16 protein-coding genes and 2 pseudogenes are annotated in these 21,835 nt (G+C 50.0%); 10 read left to right on the forward strand and 8 right to left on the reverse strand.

The genetic code is table 11. The annotated features are described in order from the left end of the window. Window positions 1-125 precede the first annotated feature (125 nt). A complete protein-coding gene (gene azoR / locus ESM_RS0103405; protein ID WP_000048921.1) occupies window positions 126-731 on the forward strand; it encodes an FMN-dependent NADH-azoreductase in 606 nt (201 codons plus the stop codon). 40 nt (window positions 732-771) lie between these two features. Here azoR and ESM_RS0103410 read toward each other — a convergent pair whose 3' ends face one another. From ESM_RS0103410 to ESM_RS0103430, 4 genes are all read right to left on the reverse strand, one after another. Beyond that, on the reverse strand, window positions 772-1,638 hold the full coding sequence (locus ESM_RS0103410; RefSeq protein ID WP_000097594.1) for an aldo/keto reductase family oxidoreductase: 867 nt from the start codon (window positions 1,636-1,638) through the stop codon (window positions 772-774). A 220-nt stretch (window positions 1,639-1,858) separates the two neighbouring features. Beyond that, window positions 1,859-2,182, reverse strand: coding sequence for a YdbL family protein (locus tag ESM_RS0103420; RefSeq protein WP_000831645.1), 324 nt, complete (start codon window positions 2,180-2,182; stop codon window positions 1,859-1,861). Between the two features lie 7 nt (window positions 2,183-2,189). Then, window positions 2,190-2,375, reverse strand: coding sequence for a YnbE family lipoprotein (locus ESM_RS0103425; protein WP_000699961.1), 186 nt, complete (start codon window positions 2,373-2,375; stop codon window positions 2,190-2,192). After that, complete coding sequence (locus ESM_RS0103430; protein WP_000900902.1) at window positions 2,375-5,011, reverse strand: YdbH family protein; 2,637 nt, start codon at window positions 5,009-5,011, stop codon at window positions 2,375-2,377. Before ESM_RS0103430 ends, ESM_RS0103425 begins: the two co-directional genes overlap by 1 nt. 207 nt (window positions 5,012-5,218) lie before the next feature. On the opposite strand from ESM_RS0103430, the gene ldhA reads away from it, so the two are divergent. Both ldhA and hslJ read left to right on the forward strand, forming a co-directional pair. Continuing rightward, a complete protein-coding gene (gene ldhA, locus ESM_RS0103435; protein ID WP_000762228.1) occupies window positions 5,219-6,208 on the forward strand; it encodes a D-lactate dehydrogenase in 990 nt (329 codons plus the stop codon). 157 nt (window positions 6,209-6,365) lie between these two features. Further along, entirely contained in the window at window positions 6,366-6,788 is a 423-nt protein-coding gene (hslJ, locus tag ESM_RS0103440; RefSeq protein WP_001516437.1) for a heat shock protein HslJ, read from the forward strand. Here the strand turns inward: hslJ and ESM_RS0103445 are convergent. Continuing rightward, window positions 6,785-7,051, reverse strand: coding sequence for a putative hemolysin (locus ESM_RS0103445; protein WP_001200698.1), 267 nt, complete (start codon window positions 7,049-7,051; stop codon window positions 6,785-6,787). The two genes, hslJ and ESM_RS0103445, sit on opposite strands and share 4 nt — an antisense overlap. 272 nt (window positions 7,052-7,323) lie before the next feature. Between ESM_RS0103445 and nifJ the strand changes: the two genes are divergently transcribed. The 7 genes from nifJ to sitD all read left to right on the forward strand — a co-directional run bounded on the left by nifJ (window position 7,324) and on the right by sitD (window position 16,957). After that, window positions 7,324-10,848: a pyruvate:ferredoxin (flavodoxin) oxidoreductase gene (nifJ, locus tag ESM_RS0103450; protein WP_000628247.1), complete on the forward strand. Its 3,525-nt coding sequence runs from the start codon at window positions 7,324-7,326 to the stop codon at window positions 10,846-10,848. 365 nt (window positions 10,849-11,213) lie between these two features. Then, window positions 11,214-12,347: a porin OmpN gene (ompN, locus tag ESM_RS0103455; protein ID WP_000837952.1), complete on the forward strand. Its 1,134-nt coding sequence runs from the start codon at window positions 11,214-11,216 to the stop codon at window positions 12,345-12,347. A 140-nt stretch (window positions 12,348-12,487) separates the two neighbouring features. Then, window positions 12,488-12,922, forward strand: coding sequence for a universal stress protein UspF (gene uspF, locus ESM_RS0103460; protein ID WP_010376343.1), 435 nt, complete (start codon window positions 12,488-12,490; stop codon window positions 12,920-12,922). 585 nt (window positions 12,923-13,507) lie between these two features. Further along, a complete protein-coding gene (sitA, locus tag ESM_RS0103465; RefSeq protein ID WP_000286867.1) occupies window positions 13,508-14,422 on the forward strand; it encodes an iron/manganese ABC transporter substrate-binding protein SitA in 915 nt (304 codons plus the stop codon). Continuing rightward, window positions 14,422-15,249: an iron/manganese ABC transporter ATP-binding protein SitB gene (gene sitB / locus ESM_RS0103470; RefSeq protein WP_000983721.1), complete on the forward strand. Its 828-nt coding sequence runs from the start codon at window positions 14,422-14,424 to the stop codon at window positions 15,247-15,249. The genes sitA and sitB overlap by 1 nt, the downstream gene beginning before the upstream one ends. Further along, window positions 15,246-16,103, forward strand: coding sequence for an iron/manganese ABC transporter permease subunit SitC (gene sitC / locus ESM_RS0103475; protein WP_001101728.1), 858 nt, complete (start codon window positions 15,246-15,248; stop codon window positions 16,101-16,103). The genes sitB and sitC overlap by 4 nt, the downstream gene beginning before the upstream one ends. Then, window positions 16,100-16,957, forward strand: a complete 858-nt coding sequence (gene sitD, locus ESM_RS0103480) for an iron/manganese ABC transporter permease subunit SitD (RefSeq protein WP_000968131.1) — start codon at window positions 16,100-16,102, stop codon at window positions 16,955-16,957. Before sitC ends, sitD begins: the two co-directional genes overlap by 4 nt. A gap of 212 nt (window positions 16,958-17,169) precedes the next feature. Here sitD and ESM_RS1000000126205 read toward each other — a convergent pair. The 3 genes and pseudogenes from ESM_RS1000000126205 to ESM_RS0103500 all read right to left on the reverse strand — a co-directional run bounded on the left by ESM_RS1000000126205 (window position 17,170) and on the right by ESM_RS0103500 (window position 21,817). Continuing rightward, window positions 17,170-17,753 (reverse strand): annotated as a pseudogene (locus tag ESM_RS1000000126205) (tail fiber assembly protein). Further along, window positions 17,753-21,153, reverse strand: a pseudogene (locus ESM_RS1000000128995) (prophage tail fiber N-terminal domain-containing protein). The pseudogenes ESM_RS1000000126205 and ESM_RS1000000128995 overlap by 1 nt, the downstream one beginning before the upstream one ends. Before the next feature lie 64 nt (window positions 21,154-21,217). After that, a complete protein-coding gene (locus ESM_RS0103500) occupies window positions 21,218-21,817 on the reverse strand; it encodes an Ail/Lom family outer membrane beta-barrel protein (protein ID WP_001233110.1) in 600 nt (199 codons plus the stop codon). Window positions 21,818-21,835: the final 18 nt, after the last annotated feature.

Below are 21,835 nucleotides of genomic sequence, written 5' to 3' on the forward strand. Positions count from 1 at the left end.
TATGTGTTGTTCAATAAATTCGAACATAGACTTCGATATATTGCGCTATCTCTGTGGCAGGATTGTGAATAAAGTGTCAACAAGCAACAGGGCATCGCCCATTCAAACATCTATAAGGAAACACCATGAGCAAGGTATTAGTTCTTAAATCCAGCATCCTGGCAGGGTACTCTCAGTCTGGTCAGTTGTCTGATTATTTTGTTGAACAGTGGCGTGAAAAGCACACTGCTGATGAAATCACCGTCCGCGACCTGGCTGCAAATCCGGTTCCGGTGCTGGATGGCGAACTGGTTGGTGCTCTGCGTCCGAGTGACGCGCCGCTGACTCCGCGCCAGCAGGAAGCCCTGGCACTGTCTGATGAACTGATTGCCGAGTTGAAAGCGCATGACGTTATCGTGATTGCAGCACCGATGTACAACTTCAACATCTCTACTCAGTTGAAAAACTATTTTGACCTGGTTGCGCGTGCAGGCGTTACTTTCCGCTACACCGAGAACGGTCCTGAAGGTCTGGTAACCGGTAAAAAAGCCATTGTTATTACCAGCCGTGGCGGTATCCATAAGGATGGGCCTACAGACCTGGTAACCCCGTATCTTTCTACGTTCCTTGGCTTTATCGGCATTACTGACGTGAACTTTGTCTTTGCTGAAGGTATCGCTTACGGGCCGGAAATGGCAGCAAAAGCGCAGGCAGACGCTAAAGCGGCAATTGACGCAATTGTTGCAGCATAAGTTTTAAGAAGCCTACCGCGAGTGCGGGAGGCTTTTTTACTTAACTCGCCTTTTTCGCAATACTGTCCAGCGTTGCCAACACATCATCAGGTAGCGCTAATTCCCCCACTGCCATATTCTCCCGTAAATGCGCAACGGAAGACGTTCCCGGGATCAGCAAAATATTCGGTGAACGTTGCAACAGCCACGCCAGCGCCACCTGCATCGGTGTCGCATTAAGACTTGCTGCGACATCAGAGAGCGTGGAGGATTGCAGTGGCGTAAAGCCCCCGAGCGGGAAGAACGGCACATATGCAATGCCATCGCGAGCCAAAGAATCAATTAATTCGTCATCCGCACGATGGGCAATGTTGTATTCGTTTTGCACGCAAACAATTTCTGTAATCTTGCGCGCCTCTGCAACCTGCGTTGGTGTTACGTTGCTCAGGCCAATATGTTTTACCAGCCCTTGTTGTTGCATCTCAGCCAGCACGATCAGGCTGGCTTCAATCGACCCTTCCGCCGGGCCATGTCCATCGTCAGGCATCACCCGCAGGTTCACCACATCCAGCACGTCCACCCCCAGATTTCGCAGGTTATCGTGCACCGCTTTTTTCAGTTCTGCAGGAGAGAATGCCGGCAACCAGGAGGCGTCCTCACCGCGGCGAGCGCCAATTTTGGTGACGATAGTCAGGTCATCGGAATAAGGATGTAACGCTTCGCGGATAATCTGATTGGTAACGTGTGGACCATAAAAGTCGCTGGTATCAATGTGATTGACGCCCAATGCCAGTGCCTCACGCAGCACGGTAATCGCGACATGGCGATCTTTCGGTGGGCCGAATACACCAGGTCCTGCCAGTTGCATCGCGCCGTAACCGAGACGGTTAACGGATTTTGTACCGAGAGTAAATATGTTGCTGCTCATAACACCCTGCCCTGTAATAAAGCGGATTAAGAAAAATCAGTATAGAAATGAACGGAAAGTGAATAAATGACTATTGAATGCGGATGCGTAAAAACGAGCGCCAACAAGCAAAAACAGCGCCGCAATCAGTCTGGCGGAGGTCTGTAGGTATAATTTGTACCGTTTTGAACGGTAACTGATCTTTCTGAATACGAAATTAATTACCGCTGCTTTACGTTTTTTATTTTTGCAGCCATTTCCCATTAATCCCCTGCACATATTCTCCCGGTTTAGCGCGAGCGACCAGTTTCTGCCCTGCCAGTTTTGCAATCTCCTCAGTTGAGACATTATTTTGTCTGGCCAGTTGCTGATAACTCAGCGCACGAGCTTTATTAATATCGTTTACCAATGCCTGCGTTTCGTCATCCGTTTTCAGTGCCATCAGATAACCATTAAATGTTTCGCCTACCCGCCCCTGACTTCTGGCTTCATTCAGGGTTAACGCCATCGCACTGCTGCTCATCAGGCAAACAGTCCACACCATTATCAGTAATGTTCTTTTCATCATTACCTCAAAAAAGATCGCTACGGGTTTTGAGCAAGTCTTCAACGTCCTTATCTGCTTTTATGATGATCTCATGCTCAATTTTAACGTTCATATTAATGGTGATTGGCTCTTTCGGAGCAGCCACTTCAATGCGCGGCGTGCAACCAAGCAACATAAAAGAGGACGCGAACGCGGTTATCATTATTTTCATTATTTTTCCTCACACTCATTTCCTGATGGGCAACCCGTTTTCGGGAGTCGGGCATTCTGTTCCAGCCACGCCTGGAGATTATCGCCAAAGCGTAAGCTGCGCCATAACGTAAAAATATTCTCTTCGTGGCTGTAATTAAGATTCACCGTGCCCGTTTTACCATCAACCCGGCTATTACCGCTGATCGTTGCCTGCATGGTTAACACACCGAGATTATCCAGATTAATTTTTGTCGATGAACGGCTAATTTCCATATAGCGCAACCAGTTGATTGCAGTCCCTGCGGTCATATTGTCTTTTGCTACTGCATCCGCCGTGTCTTTATCCAGGCGCAAGGTCATGGGGCCTGCGTTTGCCAGCCAGCCATCTTTCACAATCCATTTTTCATTATTAAGCCATAGCGGCAATGCCCCACTGAATGCCCCTGACATAGCGAATTGCTTTGGATTGATGGCGCTAACCAGTTCACTGGAAGAGAGATTATTCAGCCGTAACAGCGCCGGATCGTGCTGCGGCATACGTAATTGTTTCATCAGCACGTTACCACCTAAAACATCAACACTCACATCAGTCAGTAGCAAGGGTTCGTCTTCGGTCCACGGATAACGCCCCTGAAGATCGGCAGTAATATTTTTTGCCGTCACCAGGTTAACCACTTCAGCAATACGTAATGACACAGGTCGCCGCGTTCCCAGGTGCCACGCACCGTCGGCAAAACGGAACGGTAGTACAAAGTCGACACCGTTGACCTGGTTATCTGGCATCCACGCGCTGCCACCTTTCAACACGCCATGCCCCCCTGCACGGAAGCCCTGCTCAGGCGCGGCAGAAAACGCCACCTGGGCATACAGTTCACCATCGCGTAGATTCATCTTCCAGTCTGGCGGGATCAGCGGCTGGAATACGGTCAGCGATTGTTTAGGCCACCAGGCATTGCCGCGCAGGCGAATACCGTCCCAGCGGCCATTCACCCGTACCGGGCCAATCTCACCAGCATGTAAATCCCCTTTGAAGAGGAAATACGTCGGATCGCGTCCATCGACACTAAATTTTAAGGTTGATGGCGGTAACACACTACCGCCTGTGAAAAGCGTTTGTCCTGCATCCAGCGAAAGCGCACCACTAAAAGACGGATTCTGGGCGTCACGCACCCAGATAACGGGTTTATCAAGAATTAAGCGCGGCGTTTCTACTGTCATCGTGCCATATTGCAACTGATCGAACCCGGTCGAGAGGTCGGTAAGCGTAATCGTGCTGTTATGCCACTCACCTTTTCCTGCGACATCCCAGGTGGCATTCATTGGGGTAAAACTGCCTTTGCCCCAGTAACGCCACTGCCAACGCCCTGCATCCGGGAGAAAATCATTCGCCTGACCATCCATATGCAGCACAAAGTCGCCCAGTTCATTTTCATGGGCCTGCAAAATGGCCTGCAAGCGACCGTCAACACCATGTTGAGTGACTTTTACCCCCGCTAAAGGCCAGCGAATTTCATCGATGTCCAGTGAATCGATGATTCTTCCCTTTGAACGTAATAACGCGCCTGGTTCAAAGGCCAGCGTTGGGTCAGTCAGACTTCCGCTTAGCTGTGCCGGTAAGCGGGCATACAGAATGAGATCAGCCTGTTTTGCTTCACCGGTCAGTTGCAGTGGCATCTGACTGTTATCCATGCTCAATTTTCCTGGGCCAAAATTAAGCACCGCATTGCCTTTCCCTGCTTGCCCCTGGGTCAGCACACTCAGGCGTCCACTGACCAACGCGTTCTCAAGCCCGGCCTGCCAGTTATCGACTTTAACACCCAATCGCCCACTCAGGGGAAAACCTTCATACGGCCAGCTCCAGCGACCATCGCTGACCGTCAATTGCTGACGGGTAATTTGCCACGGCAAATCGAGCAATGGATCGCCGTTATCCCGTGTCATCACAAGCAATTGCCCGCTATTTTCCTGCCACTCCAGTTCAGCATCCACCAGTGACGGTTCCTGTGGCAAGTTCAAGGTCGCGGTAGCATGGCCACTGACAGGAAGCCCATCCGGCACCAGCGGCATGGTAAATTCCCCTACCAGTTTTACCGGCGGCTGATTTTCAAACGCGGCGACATCCAGTTCGCTGACTGTAAGTTGTTGCCCTTTAAGCTGGCCTTGAAATTTAACTTTTTCGCCCTGATAACGCAGTTGCTGGATATCAGAGGTCAACGAGAGAGAGAGTTTTCCCTGCCATTCCTGCCAGGGCGAAAGGATCAGTTTATCAATATTGATCCAGGTGTTAGGCAGCATGGATTGCCACTGCGCAAGGGTTTTCGGCGCTGCCGGAGAGGGCTCTTCCTGTGGCAATTTTGCCAGGCAAGCAGAGTCAAGCTCCACTGTGCCAACGTTCAATAACCAGCGGCTGGGGTGTGAAAGGCTGGCATTGGTGATATGCGCCAACTGGCAATCCGCCACCAGATAACGGAGATCGGGAATAATTAAACCTTTACGCGTGATGCGCGGGCTTTCATCTAATGCAATGCGTGTACCGAGCGGCAGCCAGATACCCGCCAGCGTAGGAACCCACAGCCCGAGCGTCATCAGCAGCGTTAACGGCACAAGAATAATCAGTAATAACAGCGCGAGAACGGCTTTATATTTACCCAACATGGGTAGTTAATATCCTGATTTAGCGAAAAATTAAGCATTCAATACCGGTATTGTGGCATGTTTAACCGTTCAGTTGAAGGTTGCGCCTACACTAAGCATAGTTGTTGATGGATTTTTCAATATCACCACAGCTTTCAATTATATTTGAATTTTTGTAAAATATTTTTAGTAGCTTAAACGTGATTCAACATCACTGGAGAAAGTCTTATGAAACTCGCCGTATATAGCACAAAACAGTACGACAAGAAGTACCTGCAACAGGTGAACGAGTCCTTTGGCTTTGAGCTGGAATTTTTTGACTTTCTGCTGACAGAAAAAACCGCCAAAACCGCCAATGGCTGCGAAGCGGTATGTATTTTCGTAAATGATGACGGCAGCCGCCCGGTGCTGGAAGAACTGAAAAAGCACGGCGTTAAATATATCGCCCTGCGCTGTGCCGGTTTCAACAACGTTGACCTCGACGCGGCAAAAGAGCTGGGGCTGAAAGTAGTCCGTGTTCCAGCCTACGATCCGGAAGCCGTCGCTGAACACGCTATCGGTATGATGATGACGTTGAACCGCCGTATTCACCGCGCGTATCAGCGTACCCGTGACGCCAACTTCTCTCTGGAAGGCCTGACTGGCTTTACCATGTATGGCAAAACGGCAGGTGTTATCGGCACCGGTAAAATCGGCGTAGCGATGCTGCGTATTCTGAAAGGTTTCGGTATGCGTCTGCTGGCGTTCGATCCATACCCAAGTGCGGCGGCGCTGGAGCTCGGCGTGGAATATGTCGATCTGCCGACCCTGTTCTCTGAATCAGACGTTATCTCCCTGCACTGCCCGCTGACGCCGGAGAACTACCACCTGCTGAATGAGGCGGCGTTTGATCAGATGAAAAACGGCGTAATGATCGTCAACACCAGTCGTGGCGCATTGATTGATTCCCAGGCGGCAATTGAAGCGCTGAAAAACCAGAAAATTGGCTCGCTGGGGATGGACGTGTATGAGAACGAACGCGATCTGTTCTTTGAAGATAAATCCAACGATGTGATTCAGGATGACGTGTTCCGTCGTCTGTCTGCCTGCCATAACGTACTGTTTACCGGGCACCAGGCTTTCCTGACGGCAGAAGCTCTGACCAGTATTTCCCAGACTACGCTGCAAAACTTGAGCAATCTGGAAAAAGGCGAATCCTGCCCGAACGAACTGGTTTAAACATGCAGCTCCCCTGCAAATCAGGGGAGCTTATTCAGATAATCCCCAAAGATCTTTCATCCACTATTCTTACAATAAGTTTTGTTGAACGGATAAGACGCCCCAGCGTTGCATCCGGCAATCAGCACCTGATTTATACCTTAAGTTGAGAACTAAAATGAAGAAAGTTGCCGCGCTAGTCGCACTAAGCCTGCTGATGGCGGGATGTGTAAGTAATGACAAAATTGCTGTAACGCCAGAACAGTTACAGCATCACCGGTTTGTACTGGAAAGTGTTAACGGTCAACCTGTTGCCAGCGATAAAAACCCGCCAGAAATCAGCTTTGGGGAAAAGATGATGATTTCCGGCAACATGTGTAACCGCTTTAGCGGAGAGGGTAAACTTTCGGGCGGAGAACTGAAAGTTAAAGGACTGGCAATGACCCGCATGATGTGTGCCAACCCACAGCTTAACGAACTCGATCACACCATCAGCGAAATGCTGAAAGAAGGTGCGCAGGTAGATCTGACCGCCAACCAGTTGACGCTGGCAACCGCGAAACAGACATTAACTTATAAACTGGCAGATTTGGTCAATTAGTAGCTGCCACAGCTTCCGGCGGCAAGCGACTGTTCGCTGCAGCGTTTGCCGTTAGGTAATGCACACATCCCAATAGCCGTTCCGTCAAGTTGACGGGCAACGGATAGCGAACCACCAATCATTGCGCAATTTGCTTCACCGCTACTGGACATGGACGCTTTTAAACCAGGCGCCACATGCGCCGCGGTTGCCTGCTGAACAGGTTCACTACTACACGCAGACAACAATAAAGCGGCACACCCTACCCACAACGCTGCTCGCATCTTTACTTCCTCTAATCTTTAAGCCAAACGACACCGCCCTAAATAATAGGCAGCCCAGGCGGTTACGTCGAGAACTACTATGTGTGTTGCAACGCATTGTTACTTTTTTATCGCTATTTTTTGCCCGGTGCTTGATCGAAACATTCATTATGCGGATATGGGGGACACAAAAGCGAAAATGCAACAGAAAGCCATTTGCTAAAATTGAGAGATAACTACTGGGCGCGCAGCTTTTTCGTGTGCCCCTCATTTGCGCAATGTAAGGGTGTCGTATGATCACAATTGACGGTAATGGCGCGGTAGCTTCGGTGGCATTTCGCACCAGTGAAGTTATCGCCATCTACCCTATTACCCCGAGTTCCACGATGGCAGAACAGGCTGATGCCTGGGCCGGAAACGGCTTGAAAAACGTGTGGGGAGATACACCTCGCGTAGTTGAAATGCAGTCCGAAGCTGGCGCTATCGCGACTGTGCATGGCGCTTTGCAAACGGGCGCACTCTCTACATCGTTTACATCATCGCAGGGTTTGTTGCTGATGATTCCGACATTGTACAAACTGGCGGGCGAACTGACACCGTTTGTACTGCATGTGGCGGCGCGAACCGTCGCTACTCATGCGCTCTCTATTTTTGGCGATCATTCAGATGTGATGGCGGTGCGCCAGACCGGTTGCGCCATGTTGTGTGCGGCAAACGTTCAGGAAGCGCAAGATTTCGCCCTCATTTCGCAAATCGCGACACTAAAAAGCCGTGTGCCATTTATTCATTTCTTTGATGGTTTCCGTACTTCCCACGAGATCAACAAAATCGTTCCACTGGCCGACGACACTATTCTTGAACTGATACCGCAGGCAGAAATTGATGCTCATCGCGCCCGTGCGCTGAATCCGGAACATCCGGTGATCCGCGGTACATCCGCCAATCCTGACACTTACTTCCAGTCTCGTGAAGCAACTAACCCATGGTACAACGCAGTTTACGACCATGTTGAACAGGCAATGAATGATTTCGCCGCCGCTACGGGTCGTCAGTATCAGCCTTTTGAGTATTACGGTCATCCACAGGCAGAACGGGTGATAATCCTGATGGGTTCTGCTATTGGCACCTGTGAAGAAGTGGTAGACGAATTGCTGACCCGTGGCGAAAAAGTTGGGGTGCTGAAAGTTCGACTATATCGTCCGTTTTCCGCCAAACACTTACTACAAGCACTACCGGAGTCCGTACGCAGCGTAGCGGTGTTGGATCGCACCAAAGAGCCGGGTGCCCAGGCAGAACCACTCTATTTGGATGTGATGACCGCGCTGGCAGAAGCCTTTAATAATGGCGAGCGTGAGGCATTGCCTCGCGTCATTGGTGGGCGCTATGGTCTGTCTTCCAAAGAGTTTGGCCCGGACTGTGTGCTGGCAGTATTTGCCGAACTTAACACAGCCAAACCAAAACCACGATTTACCGTGGGTATTTATGATGATGTGACCAATCTGTCACTGCCATTGCCAGAAAATACCCTGCCAAACTCCGCGAAGCTGGAAGCCCTGTTTTACGGTCTGGGCAGTGACGGCAGCGTTTCCGCGACCAAAAACAATATCAAGATTATCGGTAATTCCACCCCGTGGTATGCACAGGGGTATTTTGTATACGATTCCAAAAAGGCCGGTGGTCTGACAGTTTCTCACCTGCGTGTGAGCGAGCATCCAATTCGATCCGCGTATCTGATTTCACAAGCTGACTTTGTTGGCTGCCACCAGTTGCAGTTTATCGACAAATATCAGATGGCAGAACGCCTGAAACCTGGCGGTATTTTCCTGCTTAATACTCCGTACAGTGCCGAAGAAGTCTGGTCGCGGCTGCCGCAAGAAGTTCAGGCGGTGTTGAATCAGAAGAAAGCTCGCTTTTATGTGATTAATGCAGCGAAAATTGCCCGTGAATGTGGACTGGCAGCGCGCATTAACACCGTAATGCAGATGGCCTTTTTCCACCTGACGCAAATTCTGCCTGGCGACAGTGCCCTGGCTGAATTGCAGGGCGCAATTGCCAAAAGCTACAGCAGCAAAGGTCAGGATCTGGTGGAACGCAACTGGCAGGCACTGGCGCTGGCGCGTGAATCCGTGGAAGAAGTCCCGTTGCAACCGGTAAATCCGCACAGTGCGAATCGGCCACCGGTGGTTTCCGATGCAGCGCCTGATTTCGTTAAAACCGTCACCGCTGCAATGCTCGCCGGACTTGGCGATGCCCTCCCCGTTTCGGCGCTACCACCAGACGGCACATGGCCAATGGGCACAACGCGTTGGGAAAAACGCAATATTGCCGAAGAGATCCCCATCTGGAAAGAGGAACTCTGTACCCAATGTAACCACTGTGTCGCCGCCTGCCCACACTCCGCTATTCGCGCAAAAGTGGTTCCGCCGGAAGCAATGGAAAACGCCCCTGCCAGCCTGCATTCGCTGGATGTGAAATCGCGCGATATGCGCGGGCAGAAGTATGTGTTGCAGGTCGCACCGGAAGATTGCACCGGCTGTAATCTGTGCGTTGAAGTTTGCCCGGCGAAAGACCGTCAGGATCCTGATATCAAAGCCATCAATATGATGTCGCGTCTGGAGCATGTGGAAGAAGAGAAAATCAATTATGACTTCTTCCTCAACTTACCAGAAATCGACCGCAGTAAACTGGAACGTATTGATATTCGTACATCGCAATTGATCACACCGCTGTTTGAATATTCTGGTGCTTGTTCCGGTTGTGGCGAGACGCCGTATATCAAATTGCTTACTCAGCTCTATGGCGATCGAATGTTGATCGCTAACGCCACCGGATGTTCGTCGATTTATGGCGGTAACCTGCCATCCACACCGTATACCACTGATGCAAACGGTCGTGGTCCGGCCTGGGCGAACTCACTGTTTGAAGATAATGCCGAATTTGGCCTGGGCTTCCGCCTGACGGTCGATCAGCATCGTGTCCGTGTTTTGCGTCTGCTGGATCAGTTTGCCGATAAAATCCCGGCGGAGTTACTGGCAGCGTTGAAATCAGATGCCACGCCAGAGGTTCGTCGCGAACAGGTTGCCGCGTTGCGCCAGCAACTAAAGGATATCGCTGAAGCTCATGAACTGCTGCGCGACGCTGATGCGCTGGTGGAAAAATCAATATGGCTGATTGGTGGCGACGGCTGGGCTTACGATATCGGCTTCGGTGGTTTGGATCATGTATTAAGTCTGACGGAAAACGTCAACATTCTGGTACTGGATACGCAATGCTATTCCAATACCGGCGGTCAGGCGTCGAAAGCAACCCCTCTTGGTGCAGTAACGAAGTTTGGTGAACACGGCAAACGCAAAGCGCGTAAAGACCTCGGCGTCAGTATGATGATGTACGGTCATGTTTATGTGGCGCAGATTTCTCTCGGTGCGCAACTGAACCAGACAGTGAAAGCGATTCAGGAAGCGGAAGCGTATCCAGGGCCGTCACTGATCATTGCTTACAGTCCATGTGAAGAGCACGGTTATGACCTGGCATTGAGTCACGACCAGATGCGCCAACTCACCGCAACCGGCTTCTGGCCGCTGTATCGCTTTGATCCACGTCGTGCCGATGAAGGCAAACTGCCACTGGCGCTGGATTCACGTCCACCATCAGAGGCTCTGGAAGAAACATTGCTCCATGAACAACGTTTCCGCCGTCTGAATTCGCAACAGCCAGAAGTGGCGGAACAGTTATGGAAAGATGCCGCAGCCGATCTGCAAAAACGCTATGATTTCCTCGCGCAAATGGCGGGGAAAACGGATAAAAGTGGCACCGAGTAGAGTAACAGGGTAAGGATTATCCTGAACAAAAAAAAGCCCGAATGAAAGTTCGGGCTTGTCTTTTTATTTGTTGGGAAATAAGTAATCGTAGCAATGCCCCAACAGAAAATAATATCTGTGACAATAAAGGCATATAACCCGCGCAGAATAACGCATCACTTTTTAAATGTATAATTTTTATTTTATATATATCACCACTAAAACATTCATCAAACTTATTGTCATTTCTCAAGAATTATTTGATTAAGGTTTTACTTAAGACGTAACAAATGATACTTATCGGCTAATGGAACTTTTCCTTTAGGATGTTTTCACTTCCCGAACAGGGAAAGAAAGGCAAATAAAATAACTAAAGGATTTTTTCAATGAAAAGCAAAGTACTGGCACTCTTAATTCCTGCCCTGCTCTCCGCAGGAGCTGCTCATGCGGCAGAAATTTATAATAAAGACGGCAATAAATTGGATCTTTATGGCAAAGTTGATGGTCTACATTATTTTTCTGATAGTTCAGCGAAAGATGGCGATCAGAGCTATGCACGTCTTGGTTTTAAAGGCGAAACACAAATTAACGATCAACTCACTGGTTATGGTCAGTGGGAATACAATATTCAGGCAAACAATACTGAATCCTCAAAAAATCAATCCTGGACTCGTCTGGCATTCGCCGGGTTGAAATTTGCTGATTACGGTTCTTTCGATTACGGACGTAATTACGGCGTAATGTACGATATAGAAGGCTGGACCGATATGCTGCCAGAATTTGGCGGTGACTCCTACACGAATGCGGACAACTTTATGACCGGTCGTGCTAATGGCGTAGCAACTTATCGTAATTCTGATTTCTTCGGTCTGGTTAATGGCCTGAACTTCGCTTTGCAATATCAGGGTAACAACGAAGGCGCGAGCAATGGTCAGGAAGGTACGAATAACGGACGTGATGTTCGTCATGAAAATGGCGACGGCTGGGGTCTTTCCACAACCTACGATTTAGGTATGGGCTTTAGTGCGGGTGCAGCATACACCTCCTCAGACCGCACCAATGATCAGGTTAATCATACTGTGGCGGGTGGCGATAAAGCCGATGCGTGGACTGCCGGGTTAAAATATGATGCTAACAACATCTACCTGGCAACCATGTATTCCGAAACACGTAATATGACGCCATTTGGCAACAGTGATTACGCCGTTGCGAACAAGACCCAGAACTTTGAAGTCACCGCCCAATATCAGTTTGACTTTGGCCTGCGTCCGGCAGTGTCTTTCCTGATGTCTAAAGGGCGTGACCTGAACGCTGCTGGTGGTGTTGATAATCCAGCCGGTGTTGACGATAAAGATCTGGTCAAATACGCAGATGTTGGCGCGACATATTATTTCAACAAAAATATGTCAACCTATGTTGACTATAAAATTAACCTGTTGGATGAAGATGACAGCTTCTACGCTGCCAACGGTATCTCTACCGATGATATTGTCGCTTTAGGTCTGGTTTATCAGTTCTAATCCTGCCTGCCCGCCTCTCTGGCGGGCTTTTTCTACTTATTGAATCCTGCTTAATCTAAATTAAAAATGTGAACTCCGTCATTACACAAAAAGTGTCATCTGGCGTTACACTTTATGCGGATACTAAAACAGGAGGTTTTATGAACAGAACGATTCTTGTCCCTATCGATATTTCCGACTCAGAATTAACTCAACGCGTGATTAGTCACGTTGAAGCCGAGGCAAAAATTGATGATGCAGAGGTTCATTTCCTGACAGTAATACCTTCGCTGCCCTACTATGCCTCTCTGGGTTTAGCGTATTCCGCAGAGTTACCGGCAATGGATGACCTGAAAGCGGAAGCCAAATCGCAACTGGAAGAAGTCATTAAAAAATTCAAACTGCCGACTGACAGAGTGCATATCCATGTTGAAGAAGGTTCGCCAAAAGACCGCATTCTGGAAATGGCGAAAAAGATCCCTGCTCATATGATCATCATTGCCTCCCATCGACCGGATATTACCACCTACCTGCTCGGCTCTAACGCCGCTGCCGTAGTACGTCATGCAGAGTGTTCAGTGCTGGTCGTGCGCTAATAACTAACGCCCGCACGTCGCTGCGGGCTTTTTGATTCATTTCGCAAATGTGCTGACATTTTCCCCTCTAATCCGTACCATACACGCCACTGTTTTTATATCAGACTTCTGCTGTCGGATATCCCGGCATGATGCATACTCTTCTGATGCCATATAATGAATTGAGCTACTATTAAATGTTGCAAAATCAAGAAATTAGTAAGAAAGAACAATACAACCTGAACAAGTAAGGGCAAAAATCACAACTCTCTGACTCATAAGTATTTTACTTATTTTTCAATGTGTTAAATATCATCAGCGACAACAATAAGCTACGATAACCCACTCTTTTTTTGCCCCTTTTTTGCCCCTTTTGCAGCGCTTTGCCCCATTTTTGCCATCAACAATTTTCCTCATCAAGTCATTTCAAAGCCTAATAGGTGCCCTACTTTTTTCCTCAGTACCACGTCGCCAGCAGGAAACAACCTAATCCCGGTTCGGATCTAAAATTGCTAATGATAATCATTTTCATTTTGTATTGCTTATGCTATAAAACATAGCCGTTGCTATGTTTGTTCTAATTTTGCTCACTATAGGTACTAAATTATGTACTCAATAAAAAAAGTAACCATGCTCTTGGGGTGCCTCGCCCTCACCTGCTCGATCGCATTTCAGGCGAGTGCAACTGAAAAATTCAAGGTCATTACAACATTTACCATCATCGCAGATATGGCCAAAAACGTGGCTGGAGATGCTGCAGAAGTCTCATCCATAACCAAGCCCGGTGCAGAAATTCATGAGTATCAGCCTACCCCTGGCGATATTAAACGTGCGCAGGGGGCACAACTGATTCTCGCCAATGGTATGAATCTGGAATTGTGGTTCCAACGCTTTTACCAGCATCTTAATGGGGTTCCAGAAGTAATTGTCTCTTCGGGTGTGACGCCAGTAGGGATCACTGAAGGCCCCTATGAGGGCAAACCTAACCCCCATGCCTGGATGTCGCCAGATAATGCTCTGATTTACGTCGATAATATTCGTGATGCGTTGATAAAATACGATCCGGCAAATGCACAAACCTACCAACGTAATGCCGATACTTATAAAGCCAAGATTACCCAAACCCTTGCCCCCCTGCGTAAGCAGATTGCTGAACTCCCTGAGAATCAGCGATGGATGGTCACCAGTGAAGGGGCTTTTTCTTATCTCGCACGCGATTTGGGGCTAAAAGAGCTTTATCTGTGGCCGATTAATGCCGATCAACAAGGCACGCCGCAGCAGGTACGTAAGGTTGTTGATATGGTGAAGAAAAATCATATCCCGGCAGTCTTTAGCGAGAGTACGATTTCCGATAAACCCGCGCGTCAGGTTGCGCGTGAAACCGGCGCGCACTACGGCGGTGTACTCTATGTCGATTCCCTGAGCACAGAAAACGGCCCGGTACCTACGTATATCGACCTTCTGAAGGTTACTACCAGTACGCTGGTACAGGGAATTAAAGCTGGGAAAAGGGAGAAATAATGATGCAATCTGCGGGCATTGTCGTTAATGATGTTACTGTCACCTGGCGTAACGGGCACACAGCACTGCGCGATGCATCCTTCACAGTACCAAGTGGATCTATTGCCGCTCTGGTTGGGGTAAACGGTTCCGGAAAATCGACGTTGTTTAAAGCGATTATGGGATTTGTGCGTCTGACCAGCGGAAAGATATCTGTTCTGGGTATTCCCACGCGACAGGCGCTACAGAAAAACCTGGTTGCCTACGTCCCTCAGTCAGAAGAGGTTGACTGGTCATTTCCTGTACTAGTGGAAGATGTGGTGATGATGGGCCGCTATGGGCACATGGGTATGTTGCGTATAGCCAAAAAGAGGGATCGTCAGATTGTCACCGATGCGCTGGAACGTGTCGATATGGTGGATTTTCGCCATCGACAAATCGGCGAGCTTTCCGGTGGACAAAAGAAACGCGTCTTTCTGGCGAGAGCGATTGCACAGCAGGGTGATGTGATCCTGCTGGATGAACCTTTTACCGGCGTTGATGTGAAAACCGAAGCGAAAATCATCAGCCTGTTGAGGGAGTTACGCGCGGAAGGCAAGACGATGCTTGTCTCAACGCACAATCTCGGCTCAGTCACGACATTTTGCGATTATACGGTCATGGTCAAAGGCACCGTCCTGGCAAGCGGGCCGACAGACACCACTTTTACAGCCGAGAACCTGGAGCTGGCTTTTAGCGGCGTACTGCGCCATGTCACACTTAACGGCTCGGAAGAAAGCATTATTACTGACGATGAACACCCTTTTGTGGCACATCGACCGTCAGCGGTGCAGAGGGAAGCAAGATGAACGTGCTACTGGAACCCTTCAGCTATGAATATATGCTCAATGCGATGTGGGTCTCGGCGATGGTCGGCGGTCTCTGCGCTTTCCTGTCATGCTATCTGATGCTAAAAGGCTGGTCGCTGATTGGCGATGCGCTGTCGCACTCTATTGTCCCGGGTGTTGCGGGGGCATATATGCTGGGGCTTCCGTTTTCTCTGGGAGCCTTCTTTTCCGGCGGACTGGCAGCGGGCAGCATGCTGTTTCTTAACCAACGCACTCGCTTAAAAGAAGATGCCATCATCGGCCTGATCTTCTCCTCCTTTTTTGGCCTGGGGCTGTTTATGGTGTCATTGAACCCGACATCCGTGAACATTCAGACCATCGTCCTGGGCAATATTCTGGCAATCGATCCGGCGGATATCCTGCAACTCACTATCATTGGCATTCTCTCGATCATCGTGCTTTTTTTCAAATGGAAAGATCTTATGGTGACCTTTTTCGACGAGAATCACGCCCGTGCTATTGGATTGCATCCGGGCAGATTAAAAATCCTCTTCTTCACCCTGCTGTCAGTTTCGACCGTTGCGGCGCTGCAAACGGTTGGTGCCTTTCTGGTGATCTGTCTGGTGGTGACTCCCGGTGCAACAGCATGGTTGTTAACCGATCGTTTTCCCCGCCTGCTCATAATTGCTGTAACTATTGGCAGTGTAACCAGTTTCCTCGGCGCGTGGGTCAGTTACTTTCTGGACGGCGCGACAGGTGGAATCATCGTGGTGGCGCAGACACTGCTGTTTCTTTTAGCATTTGTATTTGCGCCCACCCATGGGCTTTTGGCAAATCGTCGGCGTGCGCATAAAGCGCTGGAGGATCGCTCATGATGGCATTATTACTGGAGCCACTGCAGTTCACCTTTATGAGTCACGCACTGCTGATTTCACTGGTAGTTTCCATACCCTGTGCGCTGCTGTCGGTCTTTCTGGTCCTGAAAGGTTGGGCACTGATGGGTGACGCGATGAGTCATGCGGTTTTTCCTGGTATTGTGCTTGCCTGGATTCTGAGGTTACCTCTGGCTACAGGGGCATTCGTCGCCGGAGTATTCTGCGCGGTGGCGACGGGATACCTGAAAGACAACAGCCGAATCAAGCAAGATACAGTGATGGGGATTGTTTTTTCTGGCATGTTTGCCGCAGGTCTGATCTTGTATATTGCAGTCAAACCAGACGTACATCTTGACCATATTCTTTTCGGCGACATGCTCGGGGTAACCATCGGCGATATAATCCAGACGGTGATTATTGCCGGGCTGGTTACACTTGTTATTAGCGTAAAATGGCGGGATTTTTTGCTGTTCAGCTTTGATTATCAACAGGCGCAGGTAAGCGGTTTGCATACGAGATGTCTGCATTATGGGCTGCTGTGCATGGTCTCTCTGACCATTGTGGCGACGCTGAAAGCGGTAGGTATCATTCTCTCCATTTCTCTGCTCATTGCGCCTGGCGCCATTGCGGTACTCCTGACACAACGCTTTCATATTGCGCTCCTACTGGCGATTGGCATATCGGTAATAGTGTCAATGACTGGTGTCTGGTTGTCCTTTTTTATCGACAGTGCACCAGCTCCGACGATTGTCGTCTTATTCGCGGTTGTGTTCATCATGACGTTCACCGTTACCAGCATCAACGCACGCACAAAGGGAAACACCCATACACAGGATTTGTCATCACCCAATTAGCACAACATCCGAGGACAGCATCGTCCGCTGGCCCACAGAAGTCCGGAAAGTCATGGAAGGTCGTTGTTGGGAGGAGGTACAAATTCTCTCATGCAAAAAATACGTAAAATCGATAATAGCTGGAAATAATTCAATACATGCACTCTCGAAAGTGCATCAGCCAACCGCAGAACGTTATTGCATACAACGTTTCTGCGGCATAATCCCAATGATTACTCCCTGACAGGGTTCGTAGGCCACTCAATATCAGGTGCAGTTGATGTATCAACACGGTTCAGCAACACCCGATACTTTTTCCAGGCTTCCAGCAATGAGGTTTCTTCCTCCGTTGCGATTTCCAGATCTACAGCATCCTGAAGTGGCGCAATATGCTCACTGGCTACCTGCATCAGGCTGTTTTTTTTTCTTCCGCCTCCCGGATCCGGAACAGTTTTTCTGCTTCCGTATCCTTCACCCAGGCTGTGCCGTTCCACTTCTGATATTCCCCTCCCGGCGATAACCAGGTAACATTTTCCGGTAACGGACCGAGTTCAGAAATAAATAACGCGTCGCCGGAAGCCACGTCATAAACCGTTTTACCCCGATGATCTTCAACGAGATGCCACGATGCCTCATCACTGTTGAAAACAGCCACGAAGCCTGCCGGAATATCTGGCGGTGCAATATCGGTACTGTTTGCTGGCAGACCTGTATGAGGCGGAATATATGCATCACCTTCACCAATAAATTCATTAGTTCCGGCCAGCAGATTATAAATTTTTATGGTCCGTGGTTTTTCACTCATTCTGAATGCCATTATGCAAGCCTCACAATATAGTTAAATGCGATGTTTTTGACGGTGTTTTCCGCGTTACCAGCAGCGTTAACGGTGATGGTGTGTCCATGTGAACCAATCGCAACGGAGTGCGTATGAGCACCAATACCGACAGTATGTGCATGCGCGCCTGCGCTTGCAGCAGTGCCGGACAGCGAGTGGGTATGAGCACCATCTGATGATGTCTTCCCTGCATTACGAGTCTGGCCACTACCGCTTGTTGTGCTCATAATCCCCGCGCTTAGATTTGAAATCGCGGTATAACCATTAGGGAAAATGCTCGTGTTCGTGCCACCAAATGCACCGGAACTCTTGTGTTGGTGCGCACCGGCACTATTTGCGGTCCCGCTAATACTATGGGTATGCGCCCCGGTGTTATTCGTGGATTTGGTTCCGTAATCAAACGACGATGTGGTTTTCGTCCCCAAATCCGTACTGGATGCGCTGGCGCTGTGGGTGTGCGATTTAATGCCGTCCTGTTCCTGAGATAATACGGCCCGACCACTGGCGGGCTTGCCCTTAATCGTCCAGCCACGCATATCAGGGATCACGCCTGACGGATAAGCAACTGCAAGTTTCGGGTATGCAGATTTGTCAAAAGTCTGCCCCTGCATCAGGGCATAACCAGACGGAACGGTATCTGATGGCCACGGGATTGGTGCACCGACTGGGTAGCTTTCTGGTGGAAGATTTTTCGAGGTATAAACTTCTGCCCAGTCTTCCTCAAAACCATAGCCATCTCTTGAGGAACGGTAGAACAGACCTCCATTTCTGTAATGCGCCTTCATCTGCAATGTCCGGCAACTTCCGACTCCGGTATAGAAGTTAACCAGAATATAGCTGTTGCCAGAGCGGGTGACATTGTAAGCGCCTGATTCGGCATTCCAGGGAACGCCACCATCCGCATCGGCATATGTATCCGTTGCCCTTCTGGCAAAAGCAGCCACATGCGCGGCGGTTAAAGTAATATCTTTGGAACCATCAAACTCAACACCAGAAACCAGTCTTGGCGTTTGCAGCTTTGTTGCTGTTAATGCATTACCGTTCAGACTTGCGGACAGTTTGGTTCCAATAACCAGTTCGCCGGTTGCGTTATCAATAGCAAACGGTCTTAATGTATTCCAGCCACCATAAACATCACCTTGATTGGTAAGCAGCAGGTAAGTTTTAGCGCCATCATTACGCCATAATGCACCATACTCCCCACCTATCATTCGAATCTGATTACCACCACGCGCTACAATTTCGTCTGTGGCAAAAAGTTTTTTGCACGACAAGTTATCGTTAACGATTAACGAATGAGACTCATAAAAACCACGCCCACTCTTAAAATCAAGGATAACGTCCGCCGCGATACATTCAGTCGCTGGATTTGTTGCCCCAAACTTATAGGTCGTATCATTAACAACGAGATCAGCACCAGGTGCGGATATTGACAGGCCATCTTCGATAAACGCAAAAACAGGGAAAGCAGCGCCATCAACATAGAACACAGAGCGCAAATCATCGCCCTTATTACTCATCATTATTGAGTGGATGGCTCGTTCATTGTTTTGATATTGCCAGAACATTCCATAAGCATAACGCCCCCTGTCAGTCCAGCCACCAGGCATAACAAATCCGTTAAACTCGCAGTTATTCATCGGATCGCCTGCGGTTCGCGGTGCCGTGGTGATAATGACCCTTGATGCCAGTTCGCTTACTGAGCCAGCAGAACGCATAACAACAACAGGGTAATATTTTCCAGATGTTGCACCTGCAGGAGCGTTAACCCGCACATAACGCATACCACGCTTATCAGCAAAGTCTGTTTTACTGACCGCGTTAATGTTGTTCAGGAAGCGTCCCTTATCGGGTATATCAGCGCCGTTCTGGTCTTTCTGCAGACGTTTCTCTGCATTGTCATAGGCTGATTTTACTGCCTTTGGCGTTGCCGCCAGCGTTTCAGACGTACTGTTGGTCGCACTGCTGAGCTGTACTATCCCCTTTTTCGTCGTACTTGCATCCTCAAGCGCCACGGCGGATGCAATATCCTCTGCCCGTTTAGCTGCTGTCTCGGCGCGCGTTGCCGCGGATTCCGCCGTACTTTTGCTCTGTGCTGCCGCCGTCGCACTGCCAGCTGCCTCTGTCGCCTTCGTGGATGCTGTGTGGCGCTGCCCTTCGCTGCTGACGCCTGTCTGGTCGCCTCATCTTTTGAAGCTGACGCCGATGATGCCGATGACGCCGCCGAACTGGCGGACGATGCGGCAGCCGTTTTTGAGGATTCTGCGCTGGTTTCCGACGCTTTCGCGTTCGTCTCGGATGTCTTCGCTGCGGAAGCAGACCTCGCTGCTGCACTGGCCTGTTCAGTGGCTTCGCCAGCCTTCGTTGTGGCTGTTGAAGCAGACGAGGCGGCACTTTCTGCCGACTTTCCGGCAGCGGTGGCACTGGCTGAGGCCTGCCCGGCACTTGTTGACGCGGCACTGGCAGATGATGCTGCCGCTGTTTTTGAGCCTGCCGCAGCTGAGGCACTCTGTCCCGCTGCCGTTTCAGAAGACCTGGCGTTCGTCTCGGACGTCTTTGCCGCCTTCGCGGAATTTCCTGCCGCCGTTGCCGAGGAAGCGGCACTACTGGCGCTTGATGATGCGTTCGTTTCTGATGATTTCGCTGCCTCTTTTGAGGCCGCCGCATCCCGGGCTGAGGTGGCAGCTTCTGACGCCTTTGTGGTCGCTGCGGATGCAGAAGTGGCTGCAGATTTTTGTGACGCTGCCGCATTCGTTTCTGACGTTTTCGCCGCACCGGCACTGGTAGCTGCCGCGCTTTTTGAGGACTCTGCAGCGGCAGCACTTTTTGATGCTTCAGTAGCCTTTGTTGATGCCGTTCCTGCGCTGGAAGACGCTGACTGAGCCGACGTCGCGGCCTGCCCGGCTGATGTGCTGGCTGCACGTGCTGAGCCTGCAGCATCAGTCGCATGGGTTGCCGCCTCACGGGCTGATGTGCCGGCATCGCCGGCTGACTTCTTCGCGGCTGCCGTGTTCTGTGCCACCGCGGACGCGTTACGCGCCACCTCTTCCACCATCAGCTCAAAACGGCGCAGTGCCTCCGGACGGGCATCATCCTCCGTCATGGCACCGAGAAAATCATTCAGCGTACCGGGTCGGGAATCTTCATACACGGTGATGGTCCCGGCATGTGACGGCGGGAATCCTTCCACCAACAGAATAACGCTGTACTGACCGTACTCAACGTCCATACTGTAACGCCCGGCTTCATCCGGATTTTCTGAGGCCAGCGTGTTCACCACCACCGTGGTGCTGTTACGTTTTGCTTTCAGCTGGATTGTGCAGTTCTGTACCGGTTTTCCTGTGCCGTCTTTCAGTACACCTGAAATCTTTACTGCCATATTCACCCCACAAAAAAGCCCGCCTGAACCGGCGGGCTGTCATAACACTGTGTTACCTGGCTAATCAGAATTTATAACCGACACCCACGATGAAACTGTTGGTACGCCAGTCACCGCTGCCGGAGCCTTCATAAGCGACGTCAACGGCCACGGATTCGGTCGGGTTAAACTGCACGCCAGCTCCCCACGCCAGAGACGTGTTGCTGTGGCGACCGTCATCACTTCCGGTCAGCACATCGTGCGTTTTCCCCTTGTTGTCAGTTACGCGGATATAATCTCCGGAGAAAGTCGAAACACGGCTGTAAGCCATACCCGCCATCGCATACGCGCTGAACCATTCATTCACGCGCACAGACGGCCCCGCCATCACGCTGAACCAGCGGTTACGCACGGAATCTTCATGCCAGCGGGTATCGCTGTAATGCGTTTTTTGCTCATCTTCAGCGTTGGCATAACTGAATGACGTAATCAGCCCCAGCGTGTCCGTAAACTCATAACGGTATTTCACGTTAATCCCGTTCAGATCATCGCTGCCGGGAGCGTTCGTACGGGCATGAAGATACCCTGCGCTCAGTGTGGCCTGCTGCTCAGACGCCCATGCAGGCGCACCGGATACGGCCAGACAGATGGCTGCGGACAAAATGGCTGCACAAACTTTACGCATAATTACCTCTCGCTTTTC

The organism is Escherichia sp. TW09308, from assembly GCF_000208565.1.
GTDB lineage: Bacteria > Pseudomonadota > Gammaproteobacteria > Enterobacterales > Enterobacteriaceae > Escherichia > Escherichia marmotae.

Bases quoted from the DNA above. Each gene is read 5' to 3' on its own strand.
- azoR (WP_000048921.1), top strand. From the start codon at position 126: ATGAGCAAGGTATTAGTTCTTAAATCCAGCATCCTGGCAGGGTACTCT.
- sitB (WP_000983721.1), top strand. From the start codon at position 14,422: ATGATGCAATCTGCGGGCATTGTCGTTAATGATGTTACTGTCACCTGG.
- ompN (WP_000837952.1), top strand. From the start codon at position 11,214: ATGAAAAGCAAAGTACTGGCACTCTTAATTCCTGCCCTGCTCTCCGCA.
- sitA (WP_000286867.1), top strand. From the start codon at position 13,508: ATGTACTCAATAAAAAAAGTAACCATGCTCTTGGGGTGCCTCGCCCTC.
- nifJ (WP_000628247.1), top strand. From the start codon at position 7,324: ATGATCACAATTGACGGTAATGGCGCGGTAGCTTCGGTGGCATTTCGC.
- ESM_RS0103410 (WP_000097594.1), bottom strand. From the start codon at position 1,638: ATGAGCAGCAACATATTTACTCTCGGTACAAAATCCGTTAACCGTCTC.
- hslJ (WP_001516437.1), top strand. From the start codon at position 6,366: ATGAAGAAAGTTGCCGCGCTAGTCGCACTAAGCCTGCTGATGGCGGGA.
- ESM_RS0103425 (WP_000699961.1), bottom strand. From the start codon at position 2,375: ATGAAAATAATGATAACCGCGTTCGCGTCCTCTTTTATGTTGCTTGGT.
- sitC (WP_001101728.1), top strand. From the start codon at position 15,246: ATGAACGTGCTACTGGAACCCTTCAGCTATGAATATATGCTCAATGCG.
- ESM_RS0103445 (WP_001200698.1), bottom strand. From the start codon at position 7,051: ATGCGAGCAGCGTTGTGGGTAGGGTGTGCCGCTTTATTGTTGTCTGCG.
- uspF (WP_010376343.1), top strand. From the start codon at position 12,488: ATGAACAGAACGATTCTTGTCCCTATCGATATTTCCGACTCAGAATTA.
- ESM_RS0103430 (WP_000900902.1), bottom strand. From the start codon at position 5,011: ATGTTGGGTAAATATAAAGCCGTTCTCGCGCTGTTATTACTGATTATT.
- ESM_RS0103420 (WP_000831645.1), bottom strand. From the start codon at position 2,182: ATGAAAAGAACATTACTGATAATGGTGTGGACTGTTTGCCTGATGAGC.
- sitD (WP_000968131.1), top strand. From the start codon at position 16,100: ATGATGGCATTATTACTGGAGCCACTGCAGTTCACCTTTATGAGTCAC.
- ldhA (WP_000762228.1), top strand. From the start codon at position 5,219: ATGAAACTCGCCGTATATAGCACAAAACAGTACGACAAGAAGTACCTG.
- ESM_RS0103500 (WP_001233110.1), bottom strand. From the start codon at position 21,817: ATGCGTAAAGTTTGTGCAGCCATTTTGTCCGCAGCCATCTGTCTGGCC.